Genomic DNA, 17349 nt, shown 5'->3' on the forward strand with positions numbered 1-17349 from the left:
GTCGCGCTCCGTCCACTATTCAATCAGACGCTGGCGCTGCTGGAGCGGGAGGCCGGACCGGCGCCGGTCAGCCGTCCAACCGGCGGCTTTGGACGCCGCGCCGCGCCAAGTGGATTGAACCGATAAGCGTTGCACCGGGGTGCGCGGTTTGCGGGCCCGTTCGCTGGGACTGAAAGGCAGCAGGCGCCATCGCGGTGACGGCGCCTGTACCCGGATCAGCCGTGCGGCTTGTCCGCCTCGGCATTCAGCTGGATGTAGTTCGGCAAGCCCATCCGCTCGATCATTTCGAACTGGCGTTCCAGCGTATCGACATGCTCTTCCTCGCTGATGAGGATGCGGGTGAACAGATCGCGACTGCCGAAGTCCTTGACCTCTTCGCAATAGGTGATCGCAGCCTTCAACTGGGCGACAGCCTCGATCTCCATCGCGAGATCGGCCTTCAGAACTTCCTCGACCGTCTCGCCGATGCGCAGGCGACCAAGCAGCTGGAAGTTGGGCAGGCCATCAAGGAAGAGAATCCGCTCGGCAAGCCAATCGGCGTGCTTCATTTCATCGATGGATTCATTCCGCTCATATTCGGCGAGCTTCTTGACGCCCCAATGTTCGAGCAGGCGATAGTGCAACCAATATTGATTGATCGCCGTCAGCTCGTTCTTCAGCGTCTCGTTCAGAAATTCGATGACGCGTGCGTCGCCCTTCATTGAAATACCTCCATGTCGCCCCCGTCTTACCGCGGACGTGGAAGGATCAGCAATCAATAAATGGCGGATTTCTGCGGTTTATTAAAGGTGCGAATGTTATGCAGCAGCACGTTCTTCATCGATAATCGCTCGCGCGAACGGCGTGCATTGACCGCATTTCGGCTGGCGCCCGAGTGAGCGATAAGCCTGGCAGGCGGTTGTTGAACCGGCGCGGGCAGCCTCACGTACCTGGCACTCACGAATAGCATTGCAAACGCAAACAACCATGAACAGCACCTTTCCTGACGAGGTGCATACCGCTCATGCGAACAGGTCGCAACTATAATTGCGTCTAATTCGCAAAAGAAGGTTGGCCGATGCCTTGTTAGCGGCGAACGGCCGGGAGCTTACCCATCGTCAGGCCGCGCCAGAGCCACTCCAGCGGCCCCATGGCGAATCGATCGAGCCACGGTTTTGACCAGAGGAGGATCAACAGCCAGACAAGGCAGACGATGGGATAAAGCTGCCATCGTTCAAGATAGCCGAACCAGCCGAGGCCATAGCCGTAGAAGAGAAGCGTGCAGATGATGCTGGTCATCAGATAGTTGGTGAACGCCATCCGTCCGGCGGCGGTGAGCCGCAGCGAAAGCCAGCCGGACGGCACACGGGAGATCAACGCGATGATCAGTGTGGCATGCGCCATGGCCATCGGGGGGCGCAGCAGGGCAAGATGCAGCGGCTCTGCGAGCAGCAGGACCATCGGGTCGAAACCGGAGCGGCGGATCCACCACGCGATCGCGACATAGCCCGGCAGGCAGAGGCCGTAGCCGACCGCCAGCGTTGCGCGGTACCAGGAGGCCGGCCACCCACCGCTGAAGAAGCCGGTGCGAAACAGGACCATGCCAAGAAGCATGAGGCCGATCGTTTCAGCCGCCATGTCCGGAAAGATCCGGCGTTGGGCTTGCCACGCCAACTCCACACGCATCGCGGACACCTGCTGCCAATCGCCACGAAAGGCGCTGAGCTCCGCCGGCACTGTTGCATTGATACTGGCCACGTCAGCCTGGTAGCGCGCCCATTCGGCCAGCACCGCGGGCGAGGCGCCTGGCGCGGTGGCGAGCGCCTGGAAGTGCTGGAGCGCGGCATAGTCGAGCGCAGCGCTGGCAAGCGGGGCGATCATCAGGAGCGCGGCGACGGCGAGCTGGCGCGGAACATCCCAGCGTCGGGCGAGAAAAACGATCGCGCCGCTCAGGGCATAGAGGACCAGGATGTCGCCTGACCAGATGAGGTAGGCGTGCACGAGGCCGATCCCCAGCAGGCTGACCATGCGCGCGTAATGGGTGCGCGTGGGCGAGGTGCCCGATTGCCCGGCACGATCCGCGATCAACAGGGTCGACGCGCCGAACAACATTGTGAAGAGGCCGCGCATCTTGCCATCGGCCAGGATGAACGTCAGCGCCCAGACCCACCAATTGGCTCCGGTCGTCCCGCCGTAGAGCGTCGGATCGACATAGGCGTAGCTGGGCATGGCGAACGCGACGATGTTGAGCAGGAGGATGCCGAGAACGGCGAAGCCGCGAACGCCGTCGATCGTCGCGATCCGACGCGAGGTGTCAGGGGCGCTCACGGTAGGGCTCTTTCAGCCGGAGCGGGCGCGATGCGCCGCGCCGAGACTGGAATGTACCAGCAATCATCGCGGCGAAGGTCAGCGCGCAAGAAGAGTGATGTTCCTGCGTCGCGCGGCATGACGCGCGGCGAGGTAAACGGCGCCGGCCGAAGAGAGTGCGAGGAAGCCCACCACCAGGGAATCGATTGTGACTGCCAGCCACACGATCCATTCCGGTGCGCCGATCGGTAAGGCGTTCAGCAATTGATGGACGGCCGCCAGCGGCAGGAAGCCCGCAAGCATGTAGATCAGCGCCCGCCAGAAGCTGCCGATCATCACCGCAATGGAGCGCAGCGGGCCGATCGCCGAATTGCCGAGCGGCCACGCGACCCACCAGGCCGCCAGGTAGATGCCGAGCATCACCCCAAGCGCGCCGAGAAGCAGCGAGGCATGATCCCACAGATGCGGCGGCAAGCCGAGGACTAGCCCGGGGGGAGGGCCGAACAGGCTGAGCCACTGCGCCATGGCGAGCAGCGCGAACTGGACGCCGTACAGAGTCGCCGCCGGGCGTTCGATCTTTCTTGCCCAGTCGGCATCGCGGCGCGAGGCCATGAAGCGGACGAACCAATAGGCCGGGAGCAGCATCGCAAGGCTTTTTGCGAAGCCGAGCGACAGGCGACGCTGATCGAACGCCGCGGCTGCGCCCAATCCTTGCGAGAAGAGGCCCAGTTTGATCTCCACGACATGCTGCGCGAATTCGAGCACGGCGGGAACGGAGAACAGGATCGGGAGCGCCAGCGCGAACGCGCCGCAATCCGCGTATAATTGCCTGATGTCCCGCCACATTGTCCCGTTGTCACCCATCCCGGCAGGGGGTGGGCGACAGCGGTTTGGCTTTCAAGCGAGAAATGGCGCGTCGGGAATGCGGGGGGCTGTGTTTGGTGCCCCCGGCATCCGGAACGATCAGGCAGGCAGCAGCCGCTTCTCGCCGGCGACCTTCATCATCGCCTTTTGCAGTTTTTCGAAGGCGCGCACCTCGATCTGGCGGACGCGTTCGCGGCTGACGCCATAGACCTGGCTGAGTTCCTCCAGCGTCTTAGGATCGTCGGTCAGGCGGCGCTCGGTCAGGATGTGCTTTTCACGATCGTTCAGGCTGTCCATCGCGCTGACAAGCATGTCGTGGCGGACTTCAGCCTCCTGCGCATCGGCAACGATCTGATCCTGCAGGGGCGAATCGTCCTGCAGCCAATCCTGCCACTGGCCCTCGCCATCCTCGCGCATGGAGACGTTGAGCGACGTGTCGCCGCCCATCGCCATGCGGCGGTTCATGCTGACCACGTCGGCCTCGCTGACCCCGAGATCGGTGGCGATCTTGGTCAGGTCCTCCGGCTTCAGATCGCCGTCCTCGAACGCGTCCAGACGGGCCTTCATGCGGCGCAGGTTGAAGAACAGCTTCTTCTGCGCGGCCGTGGTGCCCATCTTCACGAGGCTCCACGAGCGCAGGATGAATTCCTGGATCGAGGCGCGGATCCACCACATCGCATAAGTGGCGAGGCGGAAGCCGCGATCGGGCTCAAACTTCTTCACACCCTGCATCAGGCCGATGTTGCCTTCGCTGATCAGCTCGGACACGGGCAGGCCATAGCCGCGATAGCCCATTGCGATCTTCGCAACGAGACGCAGGTGGCTGGTGACGAGCTGGGCTGCCGCCTCAGGATCGCCATGCTCCTGGAAACGCTTGGCGAGCATATACTCCTGCTCCGGCGCCAGGATGGGGAACTTCTTGATCTCGGCGAGATAGCGATTGAGGCTCTGCTCGCCGCCGAGTGCGGGGATCGTCGCTGGGACGTTGCCGCTAGCCATGAGTACCTAATCTCCCTTTCCGGGGAATCACCTCGCGCAGGTCGGCGCAGGCGCTTACACCCAATACGTCGAGTTGACTGAACAGTTCCTGCATGTCTGCAGGCATCGCGCTTTCGAACGACAAAGCGGTGCTTGTGATCGGATGAACGAACCCCAGCCGGGCTGCGTGGAGCGCCTGTCGCCGGAATGAAAGTTCATCAAGTTGACGCTTATGAACTGGTTTTGTTCTACCATAGACCGGGTCGCCCAGCAAGGCGTGGCCGATCGAGGCCATGTGGACGCGGACCTGGTGGGTGCGGCCGGTTTCGAGCCGGCATTCCACCAGCGCCGCATCGCGCAGCAGATGTTCGGTCCGGTAATGGGTGACCGCACGCTTGCCACCCTCGACGATCGCAACCTTCTTGCGATTGTGCGGCGAACGCGCGAGCGGCGCATCGACCTTGCCCGCGGGGGGCATCGGGCGGCCGCCGACGATCGCCTTGTAGCGCCGGTCGATGGTATGCGCGGCGAATTGCTTCGCCAGCCCTTCGTGGGTGCGATCGGTCTTCGCCGCCACCATCAGGCCCGAGGTATCCTTGTCGATCCGGTGGACGATGCCCGGCCGCGCGACGCCGCCAATCCCGGAGAGCGAGCCGCCACAATGATGCAGCAGCGCATTGACGAGCGTGCCGTCGAAATTGCCCGCCGCAGGGTGGACGACCAGCCCGGCGGGCTTGTCGATCACGATCAGATGTTCGTCTTCGTAGGCGACCACCAGCGGTATATCCTGCGGCTCATTATGCGCCGGCGTGGGTGCCGGCACGGCCACATTATAGATATCGCCCGCAGCGGCGCGACGCGCAGGATCACGTACTGCAAGCCCGTCGCGGGTGACCTGGCCGGCGTTGATCAACACCTTCAACCGCTCACGCGAAAGCGTCGGCACGGCCTCGGCGAGCGCACGGTCAAGCCGCCATCCGTCGGCAGCCTGTGCGATCGTCGCTTGAATGATGGAAACCCCCCGGTCCATGAGGTGTGCTAGATGGGTGAGACGCTGCAAATTTCAAGATCGCTGGTGAGTGGAATCATTTCGTCTGCGGCACGAAGCGCGGACGAGATCTGCGGGCTGCTGTTGGGTGAGGAAGGCCATGTGACGCAGGTGCGTGCGTGCCGCAATGTTCATTCCACCCCGGCGACGCATTTCGAGCTGGATCCGGCGGCGCTTTTTGCCGCGCTGCGCAGCGCGCGGGCGGGCGGCCCGGCGGTGATCGGCCATTACCATTCGCACCCCTCCGGACGCGCCGATCCATCGCCCACCGATGCGGCGGCGGCGGCGCCCGATGGCAGCATCTGGATCATCGTGGCAGGCAAGGACGTGACCGCGTGGAAGGCCGTCCGCGACGGAGCGGTGCACGGCCGCTTCGATCCGCTTCCGCTCGCCATTGCGCGCTAAAGTCCGGTAGGTCATTGAACGGCCATGACCATCGATCCCGTCGACTTCGCCAGCCTGCTCTGCTCCCGCTTATGCCATGATCTTCTGTCGCCCATCGGCGCGCTGAACAACGGGCTGGAGCTGCTGGCAGACGAGACCGATCCCAAGATGCGCGAACGGTGCATGGAGTTGATGGCGGAGAGCGCGCGCACCTCGGCGGCGAAGCTGAAGTTCTTTCGCCTGGCGTTCGGCGCGGCGGGTGGGTTCGGCGAGGCGGTCGACACGCGCGAGGCGCAACAGGCGATCGAGGGGCTGTTCGGCGAAACCAAGCGACTGAAGGTCAATTGGCTGGTCGAGGAGCCGATGCTGCCCAAGGCGGCGATCAAGGTGCTGCTGAACATGGCAATGATCGCCGGCGACACGCTGGTGCGCGGCGGATCGCTGGATATCGGCAGCGAGAGCGGCGACACGGCGATCGAGATTGTGATGAAGGCAGAAGGGCCGCGCATCACGCTGGACGACGAATTGCGCACCACGCTCGTCGACGGCCGTTCCTCCGACGCAGTCACGCCGCGGGCGGCAGCGGCGTTTCTGGTGCATGAGATGGTGAAGGCCGCCAACGGCCGCGTGCTGGTGAGCGCGCCCGACGAGACGGTGATGCTGTTCGGCGCAACGATGCGGCCGAACTGATCCAGACGCGTCCGCGCCAACGATCTGCAAGAGCTCGCTCGGCGATCGACACAGCAATCGGCGGGGCGGCCTGACGTAATAAACGTGGAATTTACCGGCGGTGCTTCATCACCGCCGGGCAATGGACGATCTGCTGCAGGAATTCACCGCGGAAACCCGCGAAACGCTCGACGCGCTGGCGGGGGAGATCGTCGCGTGGGAGGCGGATCCGTCTGACCGCGCCCGGCTCGATTCGATCTTCCGCTTCGTCCATACGGTGAAGGGGAGCTGCGGCTTTCTGGACCTGCCGCGGCTCGCCCGCCTAAGCCATGCGGCGGAAGACGTGCTGCAAAGCGTTCGATCAGGCGAGCGCGCCGCCGATCCGGCGCTGGTCAATGCGGTGCTGGCGATCGTCGACCGCATCGGCGAGATCGTGGAAGCGATCGACGCGGGCGCCGCACTGGACGATTCGGCCGAGGAGCAATTGCTCGCCGCGCTCGAAGGTAAGGCGGACGCCGCGCCCGACCCCATCGTCGTACCGATCACCAGCGCGCCAAGGGCGCCGGCGCGCAGCATCCGCCTGTCGGTCGATCTGCTCGACCGGATGATGAACGGCGTGTCCGAGATGGTGCTAGCGCGCAACGAGCTTGCCCGTCGGCTGCGTGACAGTGGTGACACGACGCTGGAATCGGCGGTGGATCGCCTGTCGCTGACCGTGGCGGAATTGCGCGACACCGTCACCCGCACGCGGATGCAGACGATCGATTCGCTGTTTTCAGCCTTGCCGCGGCTGGTGCGCGATACCGCCTCGGCACTGGGCAAGAAGGTGTCTCTTTCGATCGGCGGCGCGGATGTCGAGCTGGACCGCGAGATGATCGAGCTGCTGCGCGATCCGCTGGTCCATATCGTTCGCAACGCGATTGATCACGGCATCGAGGAACCCGAGGGCCGCCGCCGCGCGGGCAAGGCAGAGACCGGCCGCTTGGCGATCGTCGCGCGGCAATCGGGCAATCGCATCATCGTCGAGGTGGCGGATGACGGCCGGGGGATCGATACCGCGAAGCTGCTGGCCAAGCGTATCGAGCAGGAGCCGGCACGCGCGGCCGAGCTGAATGCACTGAATGCGCGCGCGCGGCTGAACCTGGTGTTCGAACCGGGGCTGTCGACCCGCGATGTGGCGACCACCACGTCGGGCCGCGGCGTCGGCATGGATGTGGTGCGCACCAACGTCGAACAGATCGGCGGCAGCATCCGGCTGGACAATGTCGTCGGGCGCGGGCTGACCACGACGATCGAAGTGCCCCTGACGCTCGCGATCCTTTCCGCGATCGTGATCGAGGCCGGCGGGAACAGCTATGCGGTGCCGCGCCAGGCGATCGAGGAGATTGTCGCGGTCGGATCCGATGCGGTGCGGATTGATGCGGTGGGCGACACGCTGCTGGTCACGGTGCGCGGCCGCCGCCTGCCGGTAATCCGGTTGAACCGGATGCTGGGGCAGGGCGATGCCGTCGGCACGATGCTGATGATCGTCAACCTTGCGCACGGCAGCTACGCGCTGGGCGTGGACGCGGTCGATGACACGCAGGAACTGGTCGTGAAGCCGGTGGCGCCGGCGGTGATGGCGGCAGGTATCTATGCCGGGCAGATGCTGCTCGATACGGGCCGGCCGTTGCTGCTGCTGGATTGCGCGGGGGTGGCCGAGCGGGCGGGCCTGACCTTCGAGCGGGTGATCGCGGTGGAGGAGCCGGAAGAAGAGCCGGCGGCGCCAGGCATCCCGGCGCTGATGATCGAGACGCTGGATGGCCGCAAGCGCGCGGTCGCCCTGTCGGCGGTGGAGCGGATCGAGGCCGTCGAGCCGGGGACGCTGCGCCAGGCGGGGGGACGCTGGTGGGCGCGCGGCCGGCAGGGAACCGTGGCGCTGGTCGTCGATCCGGGCAGCGTGGATGCCGCGACCGCGCCGACGTCGGGCGAACTGACGATGCTGATGCTTCCCGAGACGGGCGAGGCGACCGGTTATCTGGTGCGCCGCGCGCTCGACATCGTTACCTTGCAGGACGACCTGCTTCCCTCCGCCGACCCGCGGGTCTGCGGGGTGGCCGTGATCGAGGGCGAACCGATCGAACTGATCGATGCCGCCTGGTGGGCGGCCCACGGGCACCGTGCGCCGCGACCGATCTGCCTGGTGCAGGGCGTCGACAGCCATTGGACCGACACGATGCTTCGGCCGATGATCGAGGCGGCCGGCTATCGCGTCGCGCGCGACCTGGCACCGGGCGAGACCGCGGTCGTGACGTTGGCCGCGGATGACGAGACGGCCGCGGTGGGACGGGTCGTTCGGATGGCGCGAGATGCCGCGACGGGCCAGCCGACGCTGGATTCGAGCGTGCTGGCGCAGGCGCTGTCGGCGGGGGCCGGGCGATGAATGGCGCTGTAACCGGCCGGGTGAGCGTGGCATCGAGCGGTCCGGTGAGCGGCGGGCTGCATCTTCTGGCACGGCTGGGCGGCCAGGCAATCGCGGTGCCCGCCGAAGCGGTGGAATCCGTCGTCGATATCGAAGCGGTGGTGCCCGCGCCGTGCAGCCATCCGGCCGTGCGCGGCCTGGCCGCGCTTCGCAGCCGCGTGGTGACGGTGGTCGACACCTGGCAGCTCCTGAACCTGCGACGCGGCGAGGGCGAGGTGCAGCGCGCGATCATCACCGTGGTCGACGGGCACCACCATGCAATGCTGGTCGATACGCTGGACGATGTCGCGCCGCTGGACGTGACGCCCATTCCCGCCGGACTGGCGCTGGGGCCGCGCTGGTCGCGCGTCGCAACAGGGGCGGCGGAGCGCAATGGCGAGCCGCTGCTGGTGATCGATCTGGCCGCGCTGGTCGGCGCGATGGCGCATGGGGTTGATTTCGCCCCGGATTAACGTGGTCCTTACGGTTGGCACCGCATGGCTGCGCAGAACAGATGGTAGGGGTTAGCGTCATGAAATCGTGTCTGGTGGTCGACGATTCGAAAGTGATCCGAAAGGTCGCCCGCCATATCCTGGAGGGGCTCGATTTCACCGTCAGCGAAGCGGCGGATGGGCGCGAGGCGCTGGACGCGTGCAATGCCAGCATCCCCGACGTGATCCTGCTCGACTGGAACATGCCGGTGATGAGCGGCATGGAGTTCCTGCGCGCCCTGCGCGAAACCGACGTATCGCCGCGACCGAAAGTGGTGTTTTGCACTACTGAGAACGGCGTGGCGCACATCCGCGCCGCGATCGAGGCGGGCGCCGACGAATATGTCATGAAGCCGTTCGATCGCGAGACGCTGCAAAGCAAGCTGCAGATCGTTGGCCTCGCCTGAACCCGTGATCGGTCGGACGACCATGGATCCGACCGGGAGGCCGGCCGGACAAGCTACGGCGGCTGGCATTCCCCGCGTGCTGATCGTCGATGATTCGCTCGTCGCCCGCACGGTGCTCACCCGCATCGCGCAGGATGGCGGCGGGTGCCAGGTGGCCGCCGCGGTAGCGGACGTGCCCTCGGCGCTCCGGTTTCTCGCCAGCGAGATGGTCGACGTGATCCTGCTCGACCTGGAGATGCCCGGGATCGACGGGCTGAGCGGCCTGCCTGACCTGCTGACGGCGGGCGGCGGCGCGCGGGTTCTGGTGGTCTCATCGGCGGCGGGCGCGGGGGCCGCGGCGACCGTTCAGGCGCTGGCGCTGGGCGCGGCGGATACGCTGGTGAAGCCAGGCGGCAGCATCTGCGCGGGCAATTTCGCGAAGGTGCTGGCCGAGAAGATCGCGCGCCTCACGGACCCGAAGGAGCCGCTGAGCGGCGCGGCAGCTGCTGCTGGATTGGCGGCGCGCGCCTTTGACGCGGTGGCGATCGGCGCATCGACGGGCGGTATTCACGCGCTGAACAAGGTGCTGATCGAACTGCCGCCGACCTTTCACGCGCCGATCATGGTGACCCAGCATCTCCCGCTGGCGTTCGTTTCGCATTTCGCCGGCCAGCTGCACACCGCCACGGGCCGCCGCTGTGTCGTGGCGACCGATCGGATGGCGCTGGAGGATGACATGATCGTGGTGGCACCGGGAGACGCGCATCTGATGGTGGCGCCGCGGCGCACCGGGCGGACGACGCTGCGGTTGTCGCGCACACCCGTCGCGAACGGCAATCTGCCGTCGGTCGACCCGATGTTCGAAAGCGGCGCGGCGCATTTCGGCGCGCGGCTGCTCGCGATCGTGCTGAGCGGGATGGGGCGCGATGGCTTGGATGGCGCGCGCGAGGTTCACCGCGCGGGCGGCACGGTGGTCGTGCAGGATCGCGAAAGCTCCGTCGTCTGGGGCATGCCCGGCGCCGTCGCCGCAGCGGGGCTGGCCGATGCCGTCCTGTCGCCCAGCGCGATCGGCGGCTTCGTCGCCGGCCAGATGGGAGCCGCGGCATGCCGCTGAGCCAGGTAACCACCCAGCCGCAGGCGAGCGCGACGACGATGGCGGCACTCGCCAGCCTGCTGGAATCGCGAACCGGGCAGCAGATCGCCGCCAACCGCGCGTGGCGGATCGACACCGCGCTGCGCCCGCTGGCGACCGCGAGCGGTGTAGCGTCGGTCGATGAACTGGTGGCGCATGTCCGCCATGGGCGGAACCCGGCGCTGGCCGACCGGATTGTCGACGCGCTGCTGAACCAGGAAACTTCGTTTTTCCGCGACGGCGAGGCGATCGGTGCGGCGGCGGCGGCGATTGCCGCCAATGCGGACGGCGTGCCGCGGATCTGGTGTGCTGGCTGCGCGACCGGGCAGGAGCCGCTGTCGCTGGCGATCGCCTTTGCCGAGCGCGGCGGCGCAGCGCCCGAGATCATCGCCAGTGACGTATCGGCGGCGGCCATCGCGCGCGCGCGGACAGGCCGCTTCTCGCATTTCGAGATCCAGCGTGGGCTGCCGATCGGCCGAATGGTGCGCTGGTTCGACCAGGAGGGCGAGGATTGGGTGGCGCAGCCTGCGCTGGTTCGCGGTATTTCGTGGCGGCGAAGCAACCTGGTGCTTGATCCCCCGCCAGCCGGGCGGCTCGATGCTGTATTCTGCCGCAACGTGCTGTTCTACCTGGCGCCCGAGTTGCGGTCGCGCGTGCTGGATACAATCGCGCGCAGCCTGAAGCCGGGCGGGCTGTTGATGCTGGGCGCAGGCGAGACCGTTATCGGGCAATCCGACCGGTTCGTGCCGAGCAAGCAGTTCCGTGGGCTCTACGAGCTGGTCGCCGCACGCTGAACGGCATGGCGGGGGACGCGCCGGCGATGTAAGGCGGACGCTGTGACGAGCGGCCCGCAGGAGTATCCATGACGCCAATCGAGGCGCCATCGCCCAATTTCGACGAGCGCACGCTGCCGATCACGATGATCGTGCTTCACTACACCGGCATGGAGGACGGACCGTCCGCCATCGCGCGCCTGCGCGACCCGGAGGCGAAGGTTTCCGCGCATTATGTAGTGGAGGAGGACGGCACGATCCTTCGCCTAGTACCGGAGGAGAAGCGCGCGTGGCACGCCGGCAAGTCGCACTGGCGCGACATAACCGACGTAAACTCCGCGTCGATCGGGATTGAGATCGTCAATCCTGGGCATGAATTCGGCTACCGTCCCTTTCCGGATGCACAGATCGACGCGGTGATCCGCTTGGTCCACGTGATCAAGGATCGATACGAGATCACGCGCGGCAATATCGTGGCGCATTCGGACATTGCGCCGGCCCGAAAGCGTGATCCGGGTGAGCTGTTCCCCTGGGGCAAGCTGGCGCGCCTCCGCCTGGCGCTACCTCGGCCGACCAGGAACCTGATGGATCCGATGTGGGGGGAGGCCGCGTTCCTGCTGGCGCTCGAGCGGTTCGGCTATGACGTGAGCGATAAGATGGCGGCGATCGTCGCGTTCCAGCGACGGTTTCGGCCGGAGCTGATCGATGGCGAGATCGACGCGGAGTGCCGCATGATCCTGCTGGCGCTGCTATTGCCCAAGCCGCAGGGCGACGACTGACAGGCGCGCCCTGAGGGTTGGCTACGCAAAGAGTGGTTTTGCCACGAAGCGCGGAGCCTGTGTGGCTTTGCCTGTGTGGTGGTGGTGATCGGTTGAAACGGCAGATTTCGCCCATGGGGGGCGTTCAGGCCGGCGATCCGGGCTCCGCAATGACGGCCATTCGTTAAGCGCGGCACGCCTATCAGCTCCGCTATACCTGTCGGGATCAAGCGACCGCTGCCGCCATCGTGGCAAGCTTCGTGACCGTGTTCATGTTTCGCGCCGTTCCGTGCTTTTCGCTGGGTATGCGAAGACGGCTGTTTGCCATTCCGTCGGGGTAGAGGACGAACAACTCGCGCTTTCCCAAGCGCACCTGTTCGTCCCTAATCCCGGTCACACTGTCGAGGGGGTCAGCCGGAAGCGGCCCATCCACGAACAGTGTCATGACACGATTGCCTGGTGCGCCCACGAACGGGTTGCGAGCCAGCGTGTCGGCAATTTCGGCAGCGGTTCTCACGAAGACGCCGACGCTTTTGCCGGCATATGTCTGTAGCTGCTCTTCCATTGCGGATCGCACCTGATCCTCTGCCGCCCCGCTTTGGAAAACCACGTTGCCGCTCGCGATATAGGTTTTCACCTTCTCGAACCCGACCGCTTCACACATCTGTGCCAGCACTGTCATCGGCAGCTTGCCGGTGCCACCGACGTTCACCGCGCGAATAAGGGCTACATATCCGGTCAACGTCGCACCTCCTGTCTTACGATCACCGTCACGATACAGCGTGACCTGCAATTCTCGAGGTTCGATCTGTGTTATAACGCGCTGCCGTGTCGCGGAGTGACATTTAGCGCCGAGACCGACAGCCTCTGGGAAAAGCGCGCGCGCCGGTTTCGCCGACCGTTTGAGAGATCTTGAGCACCTTCCCGCTCATAAAAGTGAGCATTGGAGGGGGGATACCCCGCGGCTTGCGCACTATCCGCCGATCGGGAAGGTGCCCGCGCCTGTGCCTCTATCCGGGTGAGGCGGCGGAGCCGGCCAGCAGGCCGCCGTCGATGGTGACTTCGGTCCCGGTGACATAGGTGGCCTCGTCCGATGCCAGCATCGCAGCAATGGCGGCAACTTCCTCAGGCAGGCCGAAGCGCTTCAACGGCGTGTCCGCGACGAGCGCCTGCATCCTTGCCTCGCGGTCTGGACCGTCGCCCAGCATCGGCTCCCAGATCGGCGTGAGGATCGCCGCCGGGTGGATCGAGTTGCAGCGTATCTTCCAGCCCTGCTGCGCGCAGTAGAGCGCGACGGTCTTGCTGTGGTTGCGGATCGCGGCCTTGGAGGAGGCATAGGCCGCCGCGCCGGGAATGCCGACCAGCCCGGAGCGAGAGGATATGTTGATGATGGAGCCTGTGCCCGCTGCCTTCATCGCGGCGATCGCGTAGCGACAGCCCAGGAACGTGCCGTCGAGGTTGACGCGATGGACCTCGCGCCAGTCGGCAAGACTGGCGTGTTCGGGATCATGGGCTGCCATGCCGCCCTCGAAACCGGTCACGCCGGCGTTGTTGACCACCACGTCCGCGACCGGGACGAGGGCCGCCAGTCGTGCCCAGTCGGCCTCCTCGCGCACGTCGAGCGGCGCGAAGCGACAGCCGATTTCTGCCGCCGTCGCTGCGCCGAGCGGCTGGTCAATATCGGTGACGATGACGATCGCCCCTTCGTCATGGAAGCGGGCGGCGATGGCGCGGCCGATGCCACGTGCCGCGCCAGTGACGACGCACGTCTTGTTCTTCAATCGTTGCATGATGTTCTCGAAAATAGAGCTTGGTCAGCCGGCGGATCGCGCCGCTGGCAGATGGTCATGTTCCGCTTCAGCGGTGACGCTGGATCATCTCGACAAGCTCCTGAGAACGCGGGCACCGTAGGCGATCATGCGTGCGGCCGCAATTCCCGGCGCCTGATCCTCCGCGGGCAGCGATTGCATTCCGCGGGCGCCACGCTACAGCCGCCGCACACCAGAGGGCCGGGCGGCCGCGTCGTGGACTTGTTCCACGCCGAGGAAAGTCCGGGCTCCATGGAACAACGGTGGCGGGTAACGCCCGCCGGGGGTGACCCCAGGGAAAGTGCCACAGAGAGCAGACCGCCCAATCTTCGGATGAAGGCTTCGGCCAGGCAAGGGTGAAAGGGTGCGGTAAAAGCGCACCGCGCGGCCGGTAACGGCGGCGGCATGGCAAACCCCACCGGGAGCAAGACCGAATAGGGGCGGCATGGGGACTTGATCCCCGGGGTGTGTTCCCACCTGCTGCCCGGGTTGGTTGCTGGAGTGCGTCGGCAACGGCGCACCGAGAGGAATGGTCGCCTATCCCGCAAGGGTGGACAGAACCCGGCTTACAGGCCCTCTGGTGTCACCTTTAACCTTTGGCCCACAATCGCTAGATCGGGGGCAATGGCGCGTTCCTCCCGATCCAACGACTGGGGCTTTCCCCGCTGGCGCAGTTATGGCGCATCCCGTGAAGCCACTGCGGTGCGGCTGTGCGACCGGCACGGCTGCGACGAGCCGGGCAATTGCCCCGCCCCCAAATCCCCCAACAGCCCCGAACGCTGGTATTTCTGCCAGACGCATGCCGGCGAATACAATCGCGGCTGGAATTACTTCGAGGGGCTGGACGCCGAGGAAGCGGCGGCGCGCGAGCAGGATGAGCGGCGCGATGCGTCGGGCTATGAACAGTCCCGCTACCAGAGCTGGGCCGGATCGGGCGACGGCAGCCGATCACGCGACGAGATGCGTGCGCTGGAGGTGCTGGAGCTGGAGACGGACGCGACGTTCGAGGACGTGCGGCTGGCGTGGCGGCGGCTGGCCAAGACCAACCATCCCGACGTGCGCCCCGGCGATGCCGAGGCCGCCAAGCGGTTTCAGGCGATCCAGGCGGCCTATGAGGTGCTGCGTACGGCGGAAGAGCGGCGGACCTGGAAGCCGGCGTGAAACGCGCGAAGTCCAACTGGACCGACGCGGTCCTGGTGTGCGCCAAATGCTCCAAGAAGATCGACGGCGGCTTTGGTGAGAAGGGGCATGACGGGCTGGCCAAGGCGCTGCGGCGCGAGCCGGGGTTCGGCAAGAAGCGCAAGGCGCAGGTCGGCGTGATCGAGGTGAAATGCCTGGGGCTGTGCCCGAAGAATGCGGTGACGGTGGTGGATACGCGCAAGCCGCACGAGTGGCTGGTAGTGGGGCCCGGCGAGGATGTGGCGGCGCTGGCGGCACGCTTTGCGGCGCCGGAGCAGCCAGAGGACTGATCGCGCCTGCTCGCTCCCGTTCCGGGGGCTGAGCGGTCCTTTTGATTGGATTTATGTGGCTGCCGTTTGTGGTGGCGGCGTTTCCTTGCGGGTAAGGTGCGGGGGCGGGGCAAGGCAGGGCGGCGTTGCCTCGCTGCCCTGCGCGCTGTCAGCTGTCGCCGCCTCTCGGCGGCGTCCGCGGGCGGGGTGTGGCCGCCCGCGACGCCGCGGCGCGTATTGCCTGATCTCAGGCCGCGAGCGGGCCGGAACGGGCTGGGAAGGTCTTGCCGGTCTGCTTGTCCAGTCCACGCGCCACCCAGGTGTCGAGGGCAAGTGCACCGACGACAAAGGCCAGCGTGCCCCAGGCGGCGCGATTGTTCGGGCTGTTGCGGACGGCGGCGCCCGCGGCGGCGATATCCATGACATCGCCGGCCGCGCGGTTCCAGACGTTGGTGGCGACGGCGGGAGCGGCGAGCAGGTTGGCCCCGGCGAGCAATTCGCGCGCGCCGAATGCCTTGACCAGAGTTTCATGCCCCTCGGCATCGAGCGTGCGGGTGATCCGCCGCGCCGCCACCAGCTCAGCCACGCCAAGCGCGATCGAGAACAGGCCGAGGCCGAAGCCCATCTTCTTGTAATCCATGTTAATTCTCCGCGGACGTGGGTGTCTGCGGAGGCAACGGGGGCGAGGGGGGAGGGTTCCGCTTGGGCGGCGGAGAGGTGCTGTCTGGTCTCGCTGGAGCGGAGCTGCGGGCATCGACCAGCGCCTGCCAGTGGCGGACGGCATCGAGGCTGGTGTCGCTGATCGGCGCGTGGGTGGGAAAGGGAGGGATGGCGGCAGGATGCGGCATCGGCTTCGTCCTCGCGGGTGATCGCTGGACGGGGGAGTTATACCGAAAAGGGGGTTGTAGGACAGGCCGCGCCGCAAGGCTGTAGCCCAGCTACAGCCAAGCGCCCCGGCGCGGCCACGGCCAGCGGCGCCAAGCGCCGACTGACGACGCGGCTTTGCCGCGGCGGGGCTGCTCGACCTCCCCTGTCGCCGTGAAGGTCTTTGATGAAGGACTGCGAATGCTGTGAGAATAACGATCGACTTAACAAGACGTATTGCGCAATCTTGCCGCAGCAAATACGCTGCTGAAGTGGGCGGTTTGGCATTCGCCATTAGCCCCGCGTCGAAACGGGGTTGTCCTATCGCTGAGTTCGTCTGAGCCTGCGCTTTCTTCTTCGGAGGAATTAGTGATCCATTGTATGCGCCCACAACATGGCTGAAAACGCCCAAGAAGAACGAATATATATAACTTACAAGACGCGCATGACGACCGAGGCACGGCTAAGGTCAAATGCGCGTCTTTGGCATAGGCTTTTAAGTTATTATGCTTTTTGCATGATATTATATTCGCTGATTGAGCTATCCGGAAATTACAGCACTGGTAATTCCCAAATAATAATGGCGCCACTCTCGGTGGCAACATTTGGATTATCGCTCTATATTTCCGGAGAAAGATATCAAGAACGGGCGGACCAGTTCAAAAACTGCTATCTGAGGCTCCAGGCGCTGTATAATAATAAAGGCATGTCTACAGATGAAAAGATGGCAAGATATGCTGAGATATTAGATCTATATGAGAATCAATCCGATGATGACTATGATGAAATCCTGTTTGATATTTTCCTGCGTCGCCAGAAATTAAGCAATGCCGTCGGAGAGGTTGAGATTCCAAAGAATCTCATATTTCGTGTAGGGGGCAGGAGGTTGGCACGTAAAGGATTTGCCTTCCTTCTGTTCGCGGTGACGTGCTCCCCAAAGCTCTACCAGTCATAACTGGAGTCCGGGGTTGGTATGGTGCCCCTCGGGGCGGTGTTGCACAACCCGCCTGGCAGCATCGA

20 protein-coding genes and 1 other RNA gene are annotated in these 17349 nt (G+C 65.3%); 12 read left to right on the plus strand and 9 right to left on the minus strand.

What is annotated here, in order from left to right; genetic code table 11:
* Positions 1–215 precede the first annotated feature (215 nt).
* From bfr to K0S66_RS16190, 6 genes are all read right to left on the minus strand, one after another.
* Positions 216–701, minus strand: coding sequence for a bacterioferritin (bfr, locus tag K0S66_RS16165; protein WP_301076507.1), 486 nt, complete (start codon positions 699–701; stop codon positions 216–218).
* Positions 702–797: 96 nt separating this feature from the next.
* Positions 798–968, minus strand: coding sequence for a (2Fe-2S)-binding protein (locus K0S66_RS16170; protein ID WP_301076525.1), 171 nt, complete (start codon positions 966–968; stop codon positions 798–800).
* A 97-nt stretch (positions 969–1065) separates the two neighbouring features.
* Positions 1066–2307 (minus strand): DUF418 domain-containing protein, encoded by a 1242-nt coding sequence (locus K0S66_RS16175; RefSeq protein ID WP_301076508.1) that lies wholly within the window; start codon positions 2305–2307, stop codon positions 1066–1068.
* 78 nt (positions 2308–2385) lie between these two features.
* Entirely contained in the window at positions 2386–3150 is a 765-nt protein-coding gene (locus K0S66_RS16180) for a hypothetical protein (RefSeq protein ID WP_301076509.1), read from the minus strand.
* 99 nt (positions 3151–3249) lie between these two features.
* Complete coding sequence (gene rpoH, locus K0S66_RS16185; protein WP_046408604.1) at positions 3250–4149, minus strand: RNA polymerase sigma factor RpoH; 900 nt, start codon at positions 4147–4149, stop codon at positions 3250–3252.
* A complete protein-coding gene (locus K0S66_RS16190) occupies positions 4142–5158 on the minus strand; it encodes an RluA family pseudouridine synthase (protein WP_301076510.1) in 1017 nt (338 codons plus the stop codon). The genes rpoH and K0S66_RS16190 overlap by 8 nt, the downstream gene beginning before the upstream one ends.
* 45 nt (positions 5159–5203) lie before the next feature.
* On the opposite strand from K0S66_RS16190, the gene K0S66_RS16195 reads away from it, so the two are divergent.
* The 8 genes from K0S66_RS16195 (at position 5204) to K0S66_RS16230 (ending at position 12230) form a co-directional block, all read left to right on the plus strand.
* A complete protein-coding gene (locus tag K0S66_RS16195; protein ID WP_301076511.1) occupies positions 5204–5581 on the plus strand; it encodes a M67 family metallopeptidase in 378 nt (125 codons plus the stop codon).
* Positions 5582–5605: 24 nt separating this feature from the next.
* Entirely contained in the window at positions 5606–6250 is a 645-nt protein-coding gene (locus tag K0S66_RS16200) for a histidine phosphotransferase family protein (RefSeq protein WP_301076512.1), read from the plus strand.
* Positions 6251–6371: 121 nt separating this feature from the next.
* A complete protein-coding gene (locus K0S66_RS16205) occupies positions 6372–8651 on the plus strand; it encodes a chemotaxis protein CheW (protein WP_301076513.1) in 2280 nt (759 codons plus the stop codon).
* Entirely contained in the window at positions 8648–9142 is a 495-nt protein-coding gene (locus K0S66_RS16210; protein WP_301076514.1) for a chemotaxis protein CheW, read from the plus strand. Before K0S66_RS16205 ends, K0S66_RS16210 begins: the two co-directional genes overlap by 4 nt.
* A 59-nt stretch (positions 9143–9201) precedes the next feature.
* Positions 9202–9567, plus strand: a complete 366-nt coding sequence (locus K0S66_RS16215) for a response regulator (RefSeq protein WP_301076515.1) — start codon at positions 9202–9204, stop codon at positions 9565–9567.
* 76 nt (positions 9568–9643) lie between these two features.
* The gene (locus tag K0S66_RS16220; RefSeq protein ID WP_301076516.1) at positions 9644–10660 is read left to right on the plus strand and encodes a chemotaxis protein CheB; all 1017 of its coding nucleotides are present in this window, start codon (positions 9644–9646) and stop codon (positions 10658–10660) included.
* The gene (locus tag K0S66_RS16225; protein WP_301076517.1) at positions 10651–11472 is read left to right on the plus strand and encodes a protein-glutamate O-methyltransferase CheR; all 822 of its coding nucleotides are present in this window, start codon (positions 10651–10653) and stop codon (positions 11470–11472) included. Before K0S66_RS16220 ends, K0S66_RS16225 begins: the two co-directional genes overlap by 10 nt.
* Positions 11473–11540: 68 nt before the next feature.
* A complete protein-coding gene (locus tag K0S66_RS16230; protein WP_301076518.1) occupies positions 11541–12230 on the plus strand; it encodes an N-acetylmuramoyl-L-alanine amidase in 690 nt (229 codons plus the stop codon).
* Between the two features lie 205 nt (positions 12231–12435).
* Here the strand turns inward: K0S66_RS16230 and K0S66_RS16235 are convergent, their stop codons facing one another.
* Positions 12436–13002, minus strand: a complete 567-nt coding sequence (locus K0S66_RS16235) for a DUF1697 domain-containing protein (RefSeq protein WP_301076519.1) — start codon at positions 13000–13002, stop codon at positions 12436–12438.
* 217 nt (positions 13003–13219) lie between these two features.
* The gene (locus tag K0S66_RS16240) at positions 13220–13999 is read right to left on the minus strand and encodes an SDR family oxidoreductase (protein WP_301076520.1); all 780 of its coding nucleotides are present in this window, start codon (positions 13997–13999) and stop codon (positions 13220–13222) included.
* Positions 14000–14210: 211 nt separating this feature from the next.
* Between K0S66_RS16240 and rnpB the strand changes: the two genes are divergently transcribed.
* The 3 genes from rnpB (at position 14211) to K0S66_RS16255 (ending at position 15486) form a co-directional block, all read left to right on the plus strand.
* An RNA gene (gene rnpB, locus K0S66_RS16245) (RNase P RNA component class A) lies at positions 14211–14602 on the plus strand.
* A 39-nt stretch (positions 14603–14641) separates the two neighbouring features.
* A complete protein-coding gene (locus K0S66_RS16250) occupies positions 14642–15178 on the plus strand; it encodes a J domain-containing protein (protein WP_301076521.1) in 537 nt (178 codons plus the stop codon).
* A complete protein-coding gene (locus K0S66_RS16255; RefSeq protein ID WP_301076522.1) occupies positions 15175–15486 on the plus strand; it encodes a (2Fe-2S) ferredoxin domain-containing protein in 312 nt (103 codons plus the stop codon). Before K0S66_RS16250 ends, K0S66_RS16255 begins: the two co-directional genes overlap by 4 nt.
* A 226-nt stretch (positions 15487–15712) precedes the next feature.
* On the opposite strand, the gene K0S66_RS16260 is transcribed toward K0S66_RS16255, so the two are convergent.
* Positions 15713–16105, minus strand: coding sequence for a hypothetical protein (locus tag K0S66_RS16260; protein WP_301076523.1), 393 nt, complete (start codon positions 16103–16105; stop codon positions 15713–15715).
* Positions 16106–16723: 618 nt separating this feature from the next.
* Between K0S66_RS16260 and K0S66_RS16265 the strand changes: the two genes are divergently transcribed.
* Entirely contained in the window at positions 16724–17284 is a 561-nt protein-coding gene (locus K0S66_RS16265) for an SLATT domain-containing protein (RefSeq protein WP_301076524.1), read from the plus strand.
* The last annotated feature ends 65 nt before the right edge of the window (positions 17285–17349 follow it).

This window comes from Sphingomonas sp. (assembly GCF_029239295.1).
In the GTDB taxonomy this organism is placed as follows: domain Bacteria; phylum Pseudomonadota; class Alphaproteobacteria; order Sphingomonadales; family Sphingomonadaceae; genus Sphingomonas.